This window comes from Streptomyces sp. NPDC041940 (genome assembly GCF_055589465.1).
Genome location: NZ_JBVJBP010000012.1, coordinates 11700 through 25158, shown reverse-complemented (window position 1 = coordinate 25158; position 13459 = coordinate 11700). Strand labels below are relative to the sequence as shown.

Here is a 13459-nt window from a genome sequence, read left to right as displayed (position 1 = left end):
TCCGGTCCTAACGGGCGAGGTGGCTATGGTAGGGGCTCCACTGGACACCACCAGAGCTGACAGGGGAGGTGCGGCTGCGCCTGCGGATCGCGGAGGAGTGTTCCGGCGCTTCCTCGGATCAGCGGGCAGGCCGACATCCGTGAACGACACTGCTGACCACAGCCACGCCGCTGACTTCGCCCAGACCGCGACCTTCTCCACCGACGCGGACGGGCAGGCGTGGACTCCGCCCACCTGGGAGGAGATCGTCAGCACGCACAGCGGCCGGGTCTACCGGCTCGCCTACCGCCTCACCGGCAACCAGCACGACGCCGAGGACCTCACGCAGGAGGTCTTCGTCCGTGTCTTCCGCTCCCTGTCGACCTACACGCCGGGCACCTTCGAGGGCTGGCTGCACCGCATCACCACCAACCTGTTCCTGGACATGGTCCGCCGCAAGCAGCGCATCCGCTTCGACGCGCTCGGCGAGGACGCGGCCGAGCGGCTGCCCAGCAAGGAGCCCACGCCGCAGCAGGTCTTCAACGACGCGCACTTCGACGCGGACGTCCAGCAGGCCCTCGACACCCTGGCCCCCGAGTTCCGCGCCGCGGTCGTCCTGTGCGACATCGAGGGACTGTCGTACGAGGAGATCGCCGCGACCCTCGGCGTCAAGCTCGGCACGGTCCGCTCGCGGATCCACCGTGGTCGCTCCCAGCTGCGCAAGGCCCTCGCGCACCGCTCCCCTCAGGCGCGTGCCGAGCGCCGCTCCTTCGTGCCCCGTGTTCCCGCACTGGGAGGAGGGGGCGCGAGCGCGTGAGCGGATCACGTCCTGAGTCCTTCGAGGGACACCTCGCAGAGCAGCATCTGGGAGACCGACTCTCCGCCCTGGTGGACGGAGAGCTCGGTCATGACGCGCGGGAGCGCGTACTGGCGCATGTGGCCACCTGCCCGAAGTGCAAGGCGGAGGTGGACGCCCAGCGCCGGCTGAAGAACGTGTTCGCGGAGGCGGCCCCACCGCCTCCCTCGGAGAGTTTCCTGGCCCGCCTGCAGGGACTACCCGCGGGGGGCGACCCGGACGGTGACGGTCTGCCCCCGGGTGGCGGAGGGCTGCCCGGCGGACTGTCCGGACGGTTCGGCTCGTCCGGGGCCTTCGGCGTGAAGCGCGGCGAGCGGTTCGAGTTCGGGTACGCCCCGTCCCGGCCGCACATCCCCGTGCTGCCCTCCGACAACCGAGGCCTTCCCCCGGGGAGCCGGGGTTTCCGTATCCACGACGTCGGCCGGCACGAGACCGAGAGATCCTCCTCGCGGCTGCGGTTCGCCTTCGCGGCCGCCGGGGCCGTGTCCCTGGCCGCGATCGCCCTGGGCGGCGTCACCACCGGCACCCCTGGCGACACGGAAGCCCGCGGCGGCTCCGGCACCGGAAGCAATGTGACGCCGACGCGTACGCAGGGGGCGGGCGTGACGACTTCGCCGGAATCCCAGCGGCGCCGGGGTGCGGCGCCGCTGCTCGGACAGGCGCACGGCCAGAGCATGGTCGGACAGACCCCGGCCGCCCCGACCGAGGTGTCCGCACCGCTGCTGCCCGGACTGCCGCCTGCCGCACAGCATCACGCCGTGCACGCGCTGACCGCCCCGGTGGTGGCCGGTGCCGTGGCCATGTCCCCGTGGATACATCCGTTCGGGGTGGCCGCGCCGGCCGCTCTGAGCTCGTGGTCCGCGATCCCGGAGAGCGCGGCTCCCCTGCTCGCCGTGCCCCTTCCGGACCCGACCGCGTCCCCCTCTCCTCCCGCCTCCTCACGGACGGCCCGCTGACCGGCCTCTGCGCACCGGGCGGCGAACCTGATTGAATCCGGGGGTTGTCGCCCGCCGCCGAGCTGTGGCCGGGCGCCGATTCGACGAACCGCGGCCACCGCGTCGAGCCGTGCCGCGGCTGTGGGGAGAGCATGAACGAGGGGAAGCCCACGAAGGCGAAGTGGTGGAGCCGTCCGCGGCCGCAGGACGCTCCGGGGGAGCCGGAGGGGCAGGGGGCGGCCCCGGCGGACTCCGCCGACACCGACGGCGACTTCGAGCTGGCGCGGCCCGCCGTGCGGCGGGACGATCCACCGGAGGCCGCGGGTGACTACGAGCTGAGGCGCCCCGAGGAGCCCGCTGAAGCCGCCGTGGAGCCCGCCGCACCGGTCGGCGGTACGCCCGAGCCGCTGCACGATCCCGACCCGTACAGCACCCCGCCCTACGGCGAGCCGGGCCCCTGGGCGCCCGCGCCGCCCGTCCAGCATCCGGCGGCGGCGGCGACGCCGACGCACGGCACGGCGATACCGAGCGGGCCGTCCATACCGGGGGCATCCGTCCCGCCGGCGGCCGTCGCACCGGCGGCCACGGCAACCACTCCCGGCATCCCGGCACCGTCACCGGCACCTGCGGCCCCTGCATCTATGGCACCGGCACCTGCTGCCCCGTCACCTGTGGCACCGGCACCTGCGGCCCCTGCCCCCGCTCCCGACCCCTGGCAGCGTTACGACCCCTGGGCGGCTCCCGCGGCCGCCGGGCCACTGCAGCAGAACGGGGCCGGGGTGCCCAGCACGGAGCAGCGGCGCAAGCGGGGCAGGAAGGCGCTGGTGGGCGGTGCCGTGCTGCTGGCCGTCGTGTCCGGAGGGATCGGCGGCGTCGTGGGGACGTATCTGGAGCGGAACGGGGGCGTCGGGACCGTCGAGCTGCCGCAGGCCGGGAAGGAATCCGCGGGGCGGGACGCCGACAGTGTGGCCGGGATCGCTCAACGGGCCCTGCCCAGCGTGGTCACCCTGCATGTGAGCGGCGGCGGCGAACAGGGCACCGGCACCGGCTTCGTGCTCGACGACCGCGGCCACATCCTCACCAACAACCACGTCGTGCGGCCCGCCGGATCCGCCGGCGAGATCACCGTGACCTTCAACAGCGGGGAGACCGCCCAGGCCGAGCTGGTCGGCCGGGACAGCGGCTACGACCTCGCCGTCGTGAAGGTGAAGGGCGTACGCGGCCTCACCCCGCTGCCCCTCGGCAACTCGGACAACATGCAGGTCGGCGATCCGGTCGTGGCCATCGGCGCGCCCTTCGACCTGGCCGGCACCGTCACCTCCGGCATCATCAGCGCCAAGCAGCGGCCCATCACGGCGGGCGGCGAGAAGGGCGACGGCAGCGACGTGTCGTACGTCGACGCGCTCCAGACCGACGCGCCCATCAACCCCGGCAACTCCGGCGGGCCCCTGCTCGACTCCCGGGGCCGGGTCATCGGCATCAACTCGGCGATCCGCTCGGCGGGCAGCGGCTCCGAGCCGGAAGGCGGCCAGTCCGGCTCCATAGGCCTCGGCTTCGCGATACCCGTCAACCAGGGCAAACGCGTGGCCGAGGAGCTGATCAACACCGGGAAGGCGACCCATCCGGTGATCGGCATCACCCTGGACATGGACTACACGGGCGACGGCGCCCGGGTCGCCGTCGAGGGCGGCGAGGGCGGACCGCCGGTCACCGTGGGCGGGCCGGGTGCCAAGGCCGGGATCAAAGCCGGCGACGTCATCACCACGGTCGACGGACAGCGGGTCCACTCCGGCGAGGAGCTGATCGTCAAGACACGGGCCCACCGCCCCGGCGACCGGCTGGAGCTGACGCTGGAGCGCGGTGGCAAGGAACGGACGGTCGCACTCGTCCTCGGCTCCTCCGGCGGCAGCTGAGACGTGATGTCCGGGACGTACAGGACCCAACAAGGCAAACAATTCGGAAAGCGCTCCCACTCCCCGCACTCGGAGGTCTCGGGACAGTACCGGTCGGACAGGATCGCCGGGTACCGTGGATCCGGCCCGGACCACGGCAAGACCCGCACCGACCACCGAGGGCCGACCACCGAGGGCCGAGGACCGAGGACATCGCAAGGAGCTTCAGGTGTTCAATGACATAGGACCACTCGAGCTGGTGACGCTCATCGTCCTCGCCGTGCTCGTCTTCGGTCCGGACAAGCTCCCCAAGGTCATCCAGGACGTCACCCGCACGATCCGGAAGATCCGTGAGTTCTCGGAGAGCGCCAAGCACGACATCCGGGAGGAACTCGGCCCGGAGTTCAAGGACTTCGAGTTCGAGGACCTCAACCCCAAGGCGTTCATCCGCAAGCAGCTGGACAACGAGGACCTGGGGCTCAAGGAGATCCGCAACGGCTTCGACCTGAAGAAGGAGATGGCCGAGGTCACCGACGCCGTCCACAGCCGTGACTCCGACGCCTCGTCCTCCGGTGCCGCCGGTTCGTCCGGTGGCCGCATCGACATGACGAAGAAGCCCGAGACGCCCGACCGGGACGACCGTCCGCCCTTCGACGCGGACGCCACCTGAGCGACGCGCGTGACGCGTTTCATACTCCGGTCGGGCTGTGTAAGGCCTGAACCGGGCCCCCGTGCGGCCCACGCGCCGGGCGCTTTCCCTGCTGCTCGCAGCGGTGTGGCTATGCTGCCGAGTTGTTGTGCGGACCGGAAGAGTACGCCCGAAGGGGGGCGGGCCGTTCCGGTCCGACTAGAGCGAGGAGGCGTCCGGGCACATGGAGACGACGAGTCCAGGAGTCGCACAGGCGCCGGCCGCGGAGGACGGACAACAGGTCCCCTCCGCCCGGCGTAACGTCGACGGCTACCTGCGCGCGGCCTTCCCGTGGTACGGCCTCGACGAGGCCTTCACGGGACCGCGCTGGCTGATGCAGGTCGGTACGACGGCCGACGGGGCCGTGGAACACGGGTCGATCGGGCACGGAGACGAACCCAGGGTGCGCAACGAGTTCGTCGCCGGGGGTGATCAGGAGGCCAAGGAGAAGTTCGCGGTCGTGGTCACCGTCGCGGCGCATCCCTCACGGCGCAGTGCGGACGGTACGGGGCTGCTGGAGGCCACGTCGGTGTCCTCCGCGGCGTGGCTCGCGGGTGTGGGGCTGCTGTCCTCCACGTGGCCCGGGCAGATGGACCACTCGCTGCGGGACGACTGGCTGGAGCAGCAGACGGAGACGGCGTGGGTGCTGGCGGACGACCTCGACGGGGCCGACTGGTCGACGCTGTCGTTGCCGGTTGATGGTGTGCCTACGACGTTCCACTACCGGGAGTCCGAGTTCGGGTGGGTGCTGGCCGGGTCGACCTCGGCCGGGGTTCATGTCGGGGCGTACGGCAGGGGCATGAGTGCGTATGGGCTTGGCTTCGCCGTGGTGAAGGACATCGCCGATTACGCCTGATCGAAGGGGCGCCGTGCGTTTCGGCGCCCCCTCGCCACAGGGCCTCAGGTCTTGCGGCGGCTGCGGGTGCGATGTGGTTGTTCGCGCAGTTCCCCGCGCCCCTGAAGGGGCGCTGTCCCTCAGCCGCGTCCAGATCTAGAACTTGTTCTTCGGGGTGATCCCGAGGGCCAGGCCCGACAGGCCGCGCTGCCGTCCTCCCAGCTTCCCCGCGATGGCCCGGAGTGCCGAGCCCGCCGGGGAGTCCGGGTCCGTCAGGACGACCGGCCTGCCGTCGTCGCCGCCCTCGCGGAGGCGGACGTCGATGGGGATGTTGCCGAGGACCGGGACGTTGGCGCCGGTCGTACGGGTCAGGCCGTCGGCCACCACCTGGCCGCCGCCCGTGCCGAAGACGTCGACCATCTCGTCGCAGTGCGGGCAGGGCAGGCCGGACATGTTCTCGACCACGCCGACGATCTTCTGGTGGGTCTGCACGGCGATGGAGCCCGCGCGCTCGGCGACCTCGGCCGCCGCCTGCTGCGGGGTCGTGACGACCAGGATCTCGGCGTTCGGGACCAGCTGGGCGACGGAGATCGCGATGTCGCCGGTGCCGGGCGGCAGGTCCAGGAGGAGGACGTCCAGGTCGCCCCAGTAGACGTCCGCGAGGAACTGCTGCAGGGCGCGGTGGAGCATCGGGCCGCGCCAGACGACCGGGGCGTTGCCCGGGGTGAACATGCCGATGGAGATGACCTTCACGCCGTTCGCCGACGGCGGCATGATCATGTTCTCGACCTGGGTGGGACGGCCGTCGGCACCGAGCATGCGCGGCACGGAGTGGCCGTAGATGTCGGCGTCCACGACACCGACCTTGAGGCCGTCGGCCGCCATGGCCGCCGCCAGGTTGACCGTCACCGAGGACTTGCCCACGCCGCCCTTGCCGGAGGCGACCGCGTAGACGCGGGTGAGGCTGCCGGGCTTGGCGAAGGGGACCTCGCGCTCGGTCTGGCCCCCGCGCAGGGCGTTCGCCAGTTCCTTGCGCTGCTCGTCGCTCATCACGTCGAGCGTGACGTCGACGCGGGTGACGCCCTCGACGCCGGAGACCGCGTCGGTCACGCGCTGCGTGATCGTCTCCCGCATCGGACAGCCCGAGACCGTGAGGTACACGGTGACCGCGACCGCCCCGTCCGCGCCGATCTCCACCGACTTGACCATCCCGAGTTCGGTGATGGGCTTGTGGATCTCGGGGTCGTTCACCGTCGCCAGTGCCTCGCGCACCGCGTCTTCCGTAGCCATAGGACGATGGTACGGCGCTGTACCGGTGCGTAGGAAAGCCTGTCAGCGGTCGTCTGCGTCACGTCCCCGTGGCCGTTCCGCCGGGAATACGACGGGGTCGTGACGGTGGCCGTTCTGCCGTTCCTCCATCTCCTTGATCGTGTCCTGGAGCTCCGAGCGGATCCAGTCGCGGGTGGCGACCTCGCCCAGGCCGATCCGCAGGGCGGCGATCTCGCGGGTCAGGTACTCGGTGTCCGCGATCGACCGCTCGTTCTGCTTGCGGTCCTGCTCCAGGTTGACCCGGTCGCGGTCGTCCTGCCGGTTCTGCGCGAGCAGGATCAGCGGAGCGGCGTAGGAGGCCTGGAGCGACAGCATCAGCGTCAGGAAGATGAACGGGTACTCGTCGAAGCGCAGGTCGCGCGGGGCGAGGCTGTTCCAGGCCACCCACAGGACGATGGCGGCAGTCATCCAGACGAGGAACCGGCCCGTGCCGAGGAAGCGCGCGATGCGTTCCGACATCCGCCCGAAGGCCTCGGGGTCGTACTCGGGCAGGAACCGGTGCTTGGGCACACCGGGCTGGTCGAGCCGGGTCGCGCGCGGCCGGCTCGCGGCCGTGGCGCCGGCCGGCGTGCGCTCGCGCGGGGTCTCGCGCTCAGGAACCATCGGTCGGCACCTCCTCGTCCAGATGGAACTCCGTCTCCCGCCAGTCCTCGGGCAGCATGTGGTCGAGGACGTCGTCCACGGTCACCGCGCCCAGCAGCGACCCCGCCTCGTCGACCACGGGCGCCGCGACCATGTCGTACGTGGCGAAGAACCCGGCGATGGCCGGCAGATCCGCCTCGGGGTCGAGCGGTTGCAGGTCGCTGTCCAGGATCGAGCTGACCAGCGAGGGCGGTGGCTCGCGCAGCAGGCGCTGGAAGTGGACCGTGCCCAGGTACTTGCCGGTCGGCGTCTCGTCCGGCGGCCGGCAGACGTAGACCTGGGCGGCGAGGGCGGGGGAGAGGTCGGGCTCGCGGATGCGGGCGAGGGCGTCGGCGACGGAGGCGTCCGGGCGCAGCACGATCGGCTCGGTGGTCATCAGACCGCCCGCCGTGCGCTCCTCGTACGACATCAGGCGCCGCATGTCGGCCGCGTCGCCGGGCTGCATCAGGCTCAGCAGCCGCTCCTGCTCGTCCGTCGGCAGCTCGCCCAGCAGGTCGGCCGCGTCGTCCGGGTCCATGGCCTCCAGGACGTCGGCGGCGCGCTCCTCCTTCAGCTTGCCGAGGATCTCGATCTGGTCGTCCTCCGGCAGCTCCTCCAGCACGTCGGCGAGCCGGTCGTCGTCGAGGGCGGCGGCGACCTCCGCCCGGCGCTTGGAGGAGAGGTGGTGCAGGACGTTGGCCAGGTCGGCGGCGCGCAGCTGCTCGAACGTGGCGAGCAGGTTCTCGGCGCCCTGCCCCTGCTCCTCCAGCGAGAAGCCGGTGACGGCGGTCCACTCGACGGTCAGCGCCTCGCCCTTGGCCCGCCGGAAGGCGCTGCCCTTTCTGCCCTTGCGGACGAAGACCCGGTCGATCTCCCACTCCCGGCGGGCCGGCAGCTGATGCACCGACAGATCGAGGACGGTGACGTCCTCGCCGGTCTCGGTGAGCGTCACGCGCCGGTCCAGGAGCTCCCCGAAGACCAGCCGCTCGGTGGGCCGCTGCTCGAAGCGCCGGACGTTGAGCACGCCGGTGGTGATGACCTGTCCCGACTGGATGGCGGTGACCCGGGTCATGGGCAGGAAGATGCGGCGCCGGGTGGCGAGTTCCACGACGAGGCCCAGCAGCCTCGGCGGCCGCTGCCCCACCCGCAGCATGACGACCAGATCGCGCACCCGCCCCACCTGGTCACCCGCGGGGTCGAAGACGGCGACACCGGAGAGGTGCGATACGAAGATCCGGGGGGCGCCCGCTGCCATGGCCGCGGCTCCTTTACGTGCGGGGTGTTTCCTGGTGCCTGTCGCTGTGTCTCTCGCTGTGCCTGTCTGTGTATCCGTCTGTTCCGAATTGCCCGCTCGGGTGGGCTTCAGGCTAGCCCGTCCCGATCGGCGGTGCGTCGGCGGGCGGTCCGGACGGACTGGCTCCGACCTGCCCGCACGTGCCCGGTACCCTGCGGTACGCCGTTCAGGTCTCCCCGCAGAGAGGCAGCTCCACCTGTGACTCCGATTCGCCACGGCCGAAGCCGTAGTGCCGTCCTCGCGAGCGCGATGTGCGCACTGCTCGTGACGGGGACGGTGCTCACCGGCTGCGCGGAGGATCCCAACGAGGGCACCAACGGGGTCGGCAGGCTGCCCGCCGGGAAGATCCAGGCCAAGACCCGCTCGGCCGCCGAGTCCGCCGGGGCGGTCCGGGTGCACGGCAGCGTCGTCAGCGGCGAGAAGACGTACGCGCTCGACATGCGGCTGAAGGACGACGGCGGCCAGGGATCGGTCACCACCGAGGGCACGACCTTCCAGCTGCTGCGCATCGGCGAGCAGCTCTTCGTCAAGGCCGACGCCGGGTTCTGGAGTCACGGTGACGGCCAGGGCGGGAAGGGCGAGGGGGACGCGGCCGCGGCCTCCAAGCTCGGCGGCAAGTTCGTGAAGGTGCCGCAGGGCGACCCGGCGTACAAGAAGTTCAGCGGTTTCACGGACAAGGGTGTCCTCCTCGACGGTCTGCTGACCCTGCACGGCACACTCGCGACGGACGGCCACGAGGAGCAGGCGGGCGTCCGCACCATCCGCATCACCGGCGACAAGGGCTCCGGCGGCACCCTGGAGGTCTCCCTGGAGGGCAAGCCGTATCCGCTGCGCCTGGAGCGGGCAGGCGGCGCGGGCACCCTCACGTTCGCCGCCTGGGGAGAGGACTTCTCCCTCCGGGAGCCGGAGCGCAACGAGACGGTGGACTACGGCAAGCAGCTGCCTACGTCGTAGGCCCGGGACGTCACGTCCGTTTGCGTTTCCTCAGCAGCAGGCGGGGCAGGCCCGCCGGAATCGGCCGGCGGGTGATCGCCGGGGACGGCAGCGGCGGCTCGGACAGGGAGTCGTCGGGCAGGGGTGCCGTCGTCCCGGTCGGTTCCAGGCGCAGCACCCGGCACTCGCGGGCCCAGCGGCCGGTCATGGCCTCGCCGTCGGGCGCGTTCAGCCGTTTGCCCTTGAGCTCGGCGACCGTCGCGTCCCAGGCCTCGGAGCCCGGCGCGAGTTCGGTGACCCGGGCCGTCCAGGAGACCAGCCGGCCTCCCTTGTCCTTGCTGCGGACCGTCACCCGGGCCTCGGCGCCGTCGGCGAGCCCCGGCAGCGGCTGCTCGCCCGGCCCGTCGCCGATCAGGCACGCGGCACCCTCGTGCCACACGTGCCAGAGCGCCCGCGCCGGGCCGTCGGGGCCCTGGACCCAGACGAGGCCGGACTTCTTCGTGGCCTCCTCGATCAGGGCCTGGCCGAGCAGCTCGCTTGTCATGGGCTCCAGCCTATCCAGGCTGCTCACAGCCAGCCGTTCCGCTTCAGTGTGCGGTGGATGCCCAGGCAGATGGCCACGGTGATGCCCATGATCACCGGGTAGCCGTACCGCCAGTGCAGTTCCGGCATGTGGTCGAAGTTCATGCCGTAGACGCCGCACACCATCGTCGGTACGGCGACGATCGCGGCCCACGAGGTGATCTTCCGCATGTCCTCGTTCTGCGCCACGGACGCCTGCGCGAGGTTGGCCTGGAGGATGGAGTTGAGCAGCTCGTCGAAGCCGAGGACCTGCTCCTGGACCCGGGCCAGGTGGTCGGCGACGTCCCGGAAGTACTTCTGGATGTCCGGGTCGATCAGCCGCATCGGCCGCTCGCTCAGCAGTTGCATGGGCCGCAGCAGCGGCGACACCGCCCGCTTGAACTCCAGTACCTCGCGCTTGAGTTGGTAGATCCGGCCGGCGTCCGAACCACGCGGCGAGCCCTTGCGCCCCGGGGAGAACACCTCGGTCTCCACCTCGTCGATGTCGTCCTGCACCGCGTCGGCGACCGCGATGTAGCCGTCCACGACATGGTCGGCGATGGCGTGCAGCACGGCCGAGGGGCCCTTGGCCAGCAGCTCGGGGTCGTCCTGGAGGCGGTGCCTGAGGGCCCGCAGGGACCCCTGCCCGCCGTGCCGGACGGTGATGAAGAAGTCCCGTCCGGTGAAGCACATGACCTCGCCGGACTCGACGACCTCGCTGTTGGCGTCGAGCTGGTCGTGCTCGACGTAGTGGATGGTCTTGAAGACCGTGAAGAGCGAGTCGTCGTAGCGCTCCAGCTTGGGCCGCTGGTGGGCCTGGACGGCGTCCTCCACGGCCAGCGGGTGCAGCCCGAACTCACTGGCGATGCCGGAGAATTCGGCCTCGGTCGGCTCGTGCAGGCCGATCCACACGAAGCCCCCGTCGCGGCGCACCAGGCGCACCGCCTCGTGCGGGGTCAGCGGGGTCTCGGTCTCGACGCGGCGGCCGTCCCGGTAGATGGCGCAGTCGACGACGGCGGTCGCCGTCGCCGGGCTGCGGGTGGCGTCGTACGTGCCACTGTCCTTGCGCAGCGAGACGCGGGACGGACGGACCACGGCGCGCAGGTCGCGAATCATCGACATGGCGGGCTCCTTCGCGGGAGGGCAACGAAAGGCGCCGGCGGCGACGGGTGGAACTACCCGGAATGAGGACGTAGTGACTGCTGATGTTTGGCACGTCCACAAAGCGGGGAGCACCGCACCGTCGCGGTGGCGGGCTTCGTTACTGATTCAGCTACTGAGGCAGATCAGGAAAAACGAAACGAAGCGCTCTTCCGCGGTGAAGCGAGTGCGAGAGGTGGCAGTCGGCCAGAGAGACAGAGCGGCTACATCAGCGGCGGGAGAGCGTGGTGCTACTGCACGGTCGACTTCGATCCATTGCAGCCCCACCTCCTCCGGCCGGTCCCTCGTAAGGGAGTTCCATCGGCGTCGGGGCTTGATCGCGACGCTTCTGCGTGCTGCCCCGAACCAGGGCCAGAGTAGCAGCCGTCAAAACTGTCAAGGTGCTCCTTTGCCCGCTACTGACGAGTTCTATGCTCACCGCATGGCTGATGTTCTTCCTCTGGTCGAGGCCCGGCTGCGTACCGCGCTGGGCGAACCGGACGCGCGCGCGGCAGTGACGTTCCTCGGTACGGACCGCATCGAGGTGCTGCGCTTCCAGGAGGGCGACATCGCCCGCTACGCCACGCTCGGCATGTCCGCGCAGCCCATGACGGAGCCCACGGCGGCGGTCGCCGACCCGGTCAAGGGGCCGCGCGCGGAGCTGGTCCTGTCGGTGCGGGCCGGGCTCGCCGAGACGGACAAGGTGCTCCGCCCGCTCGCCGTTCTCGCCGCGTCTCCGCAGGTGGAAGGGCTGATCGTGGCCCCCGGAGCCTCCCTCGACGTCGGTGAGCCGCTGTGGCCGGGCGCCCCCTTCACCTCGGTCCTGGTCGCCGAACCTGGCGGCCTGGTCGAGGATCTGGAGCTCGACGAACCCCTCGACCCCGTACGGTTCCTGCCGCTGCTGCCGATGACCCCGAACGAGGCCGCCTGGAAGCGGGTGCACGGCGCGCAGGCGCTCCAGGAGCGGTGGCTGAACCAGGGGACGGACCTCCGGGATCCGTCCCGGAAGTCCGTCCCGCTGGAGTGAGGCCTGAGCGAGGTCTGAGTGAGGAACCTCACCAACCCATGGCCGAAAAGCATCAGTTGGCTCAGCCGGCGAAGACGGTGACGCTGTCCTCGGTCGCGTGCTTCGGCTCCAGCTCCTCGGCCTCGTGGGTGAGGGCCTTGCGGCGTACGGCCACGACCGCGGCGCCCAGCACGGCCGTGACGGCCGCCACCACGAACGGGATGTGGAGGTCGGTCCACTCCTCGATCTTCGGTGCGAAGAACGGGGCGGCCGCCGCCGCGAACCAGCGCACGAAGTTGTAGCCCGCGCTCGCCACCGGCCGGGGTGCGTCCGAGACGCCGAGGGCCAGCTCGGTGTAGACGGTGTTGTTCACGCCGATGAAGGCACCGGACAGGATCGTGCAGACGACGGCCGTGGTGTGGTCGCCGTAGCCGAGCACGAGCACGTCGGCCGCGAGCAGCACCAGGGAACCGCCGAGCACCTTCAGCGAGCCGAACCGCTTCTGCAGGCGCGGCGCCACGATCACCGAGAACACGGCGAGCAGCACGCCCCAGGCGAAGAACACCGCACCCGACCGGTACGGGCTCATGTCCAGCACGAACGGGGTGAAGGCCAGCACGGTGAAGAACGTGTAGTTGTAGAAGAACGCCGAGACCGCGGCGGAGGCGAGGCCGCCGTGGCCGAGGGCCTTGATCGGGTCCAGGAGCGAGGTCTTGCGGGCCGGCTTCGGCTGCTCCTTCAGGAACACCGTGATGCACAGGAAGCCGACGGCCATCAGGAAGGCCGTGCCGAAGAACGGGTAGCGCCAGCTGGCGTCACCGAGCAGGGCGCCCAGCAGTGGACCGCAGGCCATGCCGAGGCCGAGGGCCGACTCGTACAGCAGGATCGCCGCCGCGCTGCCGCCCGCCGCCGCTCCGACGATGACCGCGAGGGCCGTCGAGACGAACAGCGCGTTGCCGAGCCCCCAGCCGGCCCGGAATCCGACGAGTTCGCCGACGGATCCGGAGGTGCCCGACAGTCCCGCGAAGACCACGACCAGCGCGAGGCCGAGCAGCAGGGTCTTCTTGCCGCCGATGCGGCTGGAGACGAAGCCGGTGACCAGCATCGCGATCGCGGTGATGAGGAAGTACGAGGTGAACAGCAGGGAGACCTGGCTGGCGGAGGCGTTCAGGCCCGAGGCGATAGACGGCAGGATCGGGTCGACGAGCCCGATGCCCATGAAGGCGACGACCGACGCTCCGGCGGTCGCCCACACGGACTTGGGCTGCTTGAGGAGGCCGCCCGCTCCGGCGTCGAAGGGGTCCATTGCTTGCTCCCTTTCCGAGACGAGGTAGTTGGTATATACACATACTAAGTTAGCCATGCTAACTAATGCAAGCTACATCTAGTG

General features: G+C 70.9%; 13 protein-coding genes. 7 read left to right on the top strand and 6 right to left on the bottom strand.

The window, feature by feature from the left end; genetic code table 11:
- Nucleotides 1-25 precede the first annotated feature (25 nt).
- The 5 genes from sigE to ACZ6I3_RS20945 all read left to right on the top strand — a co-directional run bounded on the left by sigE (nt 26) and on the right by ACZ6I3_RS20945 (nt 5206).
- Nucleotides 26-796 (top strand): RNA polymerase sigma factor SigE, encoded by a 771-nt coding sequence (gene sigE / locus ACZ6I3_RS20965; RefSeq protein ID WP_469416397.1) that lies wholly within the window; start codon nt 26-28, stop codon nt 794-796.
- Nucleotides 793-1791 carry an anti-sigma factor family protein gene (locus ACZ6I3_RS20960; protein ID WP_469416396.1) on the top strand — a complete coding sequence of 333 codons (999 nt, stop codon included), beginning with the start codon at nt 793-795 and terminating at the stop codon, nt 1789-1791. The genes sigE and ACZ6I3_RS20960 overlap by 4 nt, the downstream gene beginning before the upstream one ends.
- A gap of 131 nt (nt 1792-1922) precedes the next feature.
- Entirely contained in the window at nt 1923-3683 is a 1761-nt protein-coding gene (locus tag ACZ6I3_RS20955; protein ID WP_469416395.1) for a S1C family serine protease, read from the top strand.
- Between the two features lie 208 nt (nt 3684-3891).
- A complete protein-coding gene (locus tag ACZ6I3_RS20950; protein WP_469416394.1) occupies nt 3892-4332 on the top strand; it encodes a sec-independent translocase in 441 nt (146 codons plus the stop codon).
- 202 nt (nt 4333-4534) lie between these two features.
- Nucleotides 4535-5206, top strand: a complete 672-nt coding sequence (locus ACZ6I3_RS20945; RefSeq protein WP_469416393.1) for a hypothetical protein — start codon at nt 4535-4537, stop codon at nt 5204-5206.
- Nucleotides 5207-5341: 135 nt separating this feature from the next.
- On the opposite strand, the gene ACZ6I3_RS20940 is transcribed toward ACZ6I3_RS20945, so the two are convergent.
- Genes ACZ6I3_RS20940 through ACZ6I3_RS20930 form a run of 3 tightly spaced genes read right to left on the bottom strand, consistent with a single transcriptional unit; the run spans nt 5342 to nt 8390 of the window.
- Nucleotides 5342-6475 carry an Mrp/NBP35 family ATP-binding protein gene (locus ACZ6I3_RS20940; RefSeq protein ID WP_261680005.1) on the bottom strand — a complete coding sequence of 378 codons (1134 nt, stop codon included), beginning with the start codon at nt 6473-6475 and terminating at the stop codon, nt 5342-5344.
- Nucleotides 6476-6517: 42 nt separating this feature from the next.
- Nucleotides 6518-7117 (bottom strand): DUF1003 domain-containing protein, encoded by a 600-nt coding sequence (locus tag ACZ6I3_RS20935; protein WP_469416391.1) that lies wholly within the window; start codon nt 7115-7117, stop codon nt 6518-6520.
- Complete coding sequence (locus ACZ6I3_RS20930; protein ID WP_469416390.1) at nt 7107-8390, bottom strand: magnesium transporter MgtE N-terminal domain-containing protein; 1284 nt, start codon at nt 8388-8390, stop codon at nt 7107-7109. The genes ACZ6I3_RS20935 and ACZ6I3_RS20930 overlap by 11 nt, the downstream gene beginning before the upstream one ends.
- 237 nt (nt 8391-8627) lie before the next feature.
- Here ACZ6I3_RS20930 and ACZ6I3_RS20925 point away from each other — a divergent pair, with 237 nt between their 5' ends.
- Nucleotides 8628-9383: a hypothetical protein gene (locus tag ACZ6I3_RS20925; protein ID WP_469416388.1), complete on the top strand. Its 756-nt coding sequence runs from the start codon at nt 8628-8630 to the stop codon at nt 9381-9383.
- A 10-nt stretch (nt 9384-9393) separates the two neighbouring features.
- Here ACZ6I3_RS20925 and ACZ6I3_RS20920 read toward each other — a convergent pair whose 3' ends face one another.
- Together ACZ6I3_RS20920 and ACZ6I3_RS20915 are read right to left on the bottom strand one after the other, a co-directional pair.
- Nucleotides 9394-9906, bottom strand: coding sequence for a hypothetical protein (locus ACZ6I3_RS20920; RefSeq protein ID WP_469416387.1), 513 nt, complete (start codon nt 9904-9906; stop codon nt 9394-9396).
- 23 nt (nt 9907-9929) lie between these two features.
- Entirely contained in the window at nt 9930-11045 is a 1116-nt protein-coding gene (locus tag ACZ6I3_RS20915) for a magnesium and cobalt transport protein CorA (protein ID WP_469416386.1), read from the bottom strand.
- A gap of 460 nt (nt 11046-11505) precedes the next feature.
- Here ACZ6I3_RS20915 and ACZ6I3_RS20910 point away from each other — a divergent pair, with 460 nt between their 5' ends.
- Nucleotides 11506-12090 carry a suppressor of fused domain protein gene (locus ACZ6I3_RS20910; protein ID WP_184590753.1) on the top strand — a complete coding sequence of 195 codons (585 nt, stop codon included), beginning with the start codon at nt 11506-11508 and terminating at the stop codon, nt 12088-12090.
- Nucleotides 12091-12151: 61 nt separating this feature from the next.
- Here the strand turns inward: ACZ6I3_RS20910 and ACZ6I3_RS20905 are convergent, their stop codons facing one another.
- The gene (locus tag ACZ6I3_RS20905; protein ID WP_469416385.1) at nt 12152-13375 is read right to left on the bottom strand and encodes an MFS transporter; all 1224 of its coding nucleotides are present in this window, start codon (nt 13373-13375) and stop codon (nt 12152-12154) included.
- Nucleotides 13376-13459: the final 84 nt, after the last annotated feature.

Bases quoted from the DNA above. Each gene is read 5' to 3' on its own strand.
- ACZ6I3_RS20920 (WP_469416387.1), bottom strand. From the start codon at position 9,906: ATGACAAGCGAGCTGCTCGGCCAGGCCCTGATCGAGGAGGCCACGAAG.
- ACZ6I3_RS20935 (WP_469416391.1), bottom strand. From the start codon at position 7,117: ATGGTTCCTGAGCGCGAGACCCCGCGCGAGCGCACGCCGGCCGGCGCC.
- ACZ6I3_RS20910 (WP_184590753.1), top strand. From the start codon at position 11,506: ATGGCTGATGTTCTTCCTCTGGTCGAGGCCCGGCTGCGTACCGCGCTG.
- ACZ6I3_RS20945 (WP_469416393.1), top strand. From the start codon at position 4,535: ATGGAGACGACGAGTCCAGGAGTCGCACAGGCGCCGGCCGCGGAGGAC.
- ACZ6I3_RS20915 (WP_469416386.1), bottom strand. From the start codon at position 11,045: ATGTCGATGATTCGCGACCTGCGCGCCGTGGTCCGTCCGTCCCGCGTC.
- ACZ6I3_RS20940 (WP_261680005.1), bottom strand. From the start codon at position 6,475: ATGGCTACGGAAGACGCGGTGCGCGAGGCACTGGCGACGGTGAACGAC.
- ACZ6I3_RS20930 (WP_469416390.1), bottom strand. From the start codon at position 8,390: ATGGCAGCGGGCGCCCCCCGGATCTTCGTATCGCACCTCTCCGGTGTC.
- ACZ6I3_RS20905 (WP_469416385.1), bottom strand. From the start codon at position 13,375: ATGGACCCCTTCGACGCCGGAGCGGGCGGCCTCCTCAAGCAGCCCAAG.
- ACZ6I3_RS20955 (WP_469416395.1), top strand. From the start codon at position 1,923: ATGAACGAGGGGAAGCCCACGAAGGCGAAGTGGTGGAGCCGTCCGCGG.
- sigE (WP_469416397.1), top strand. From the start codon at position 26: ATGGTAGGGGCTCCACTGGACACCACCAGAGCTGACAGGGGAGGTGCG.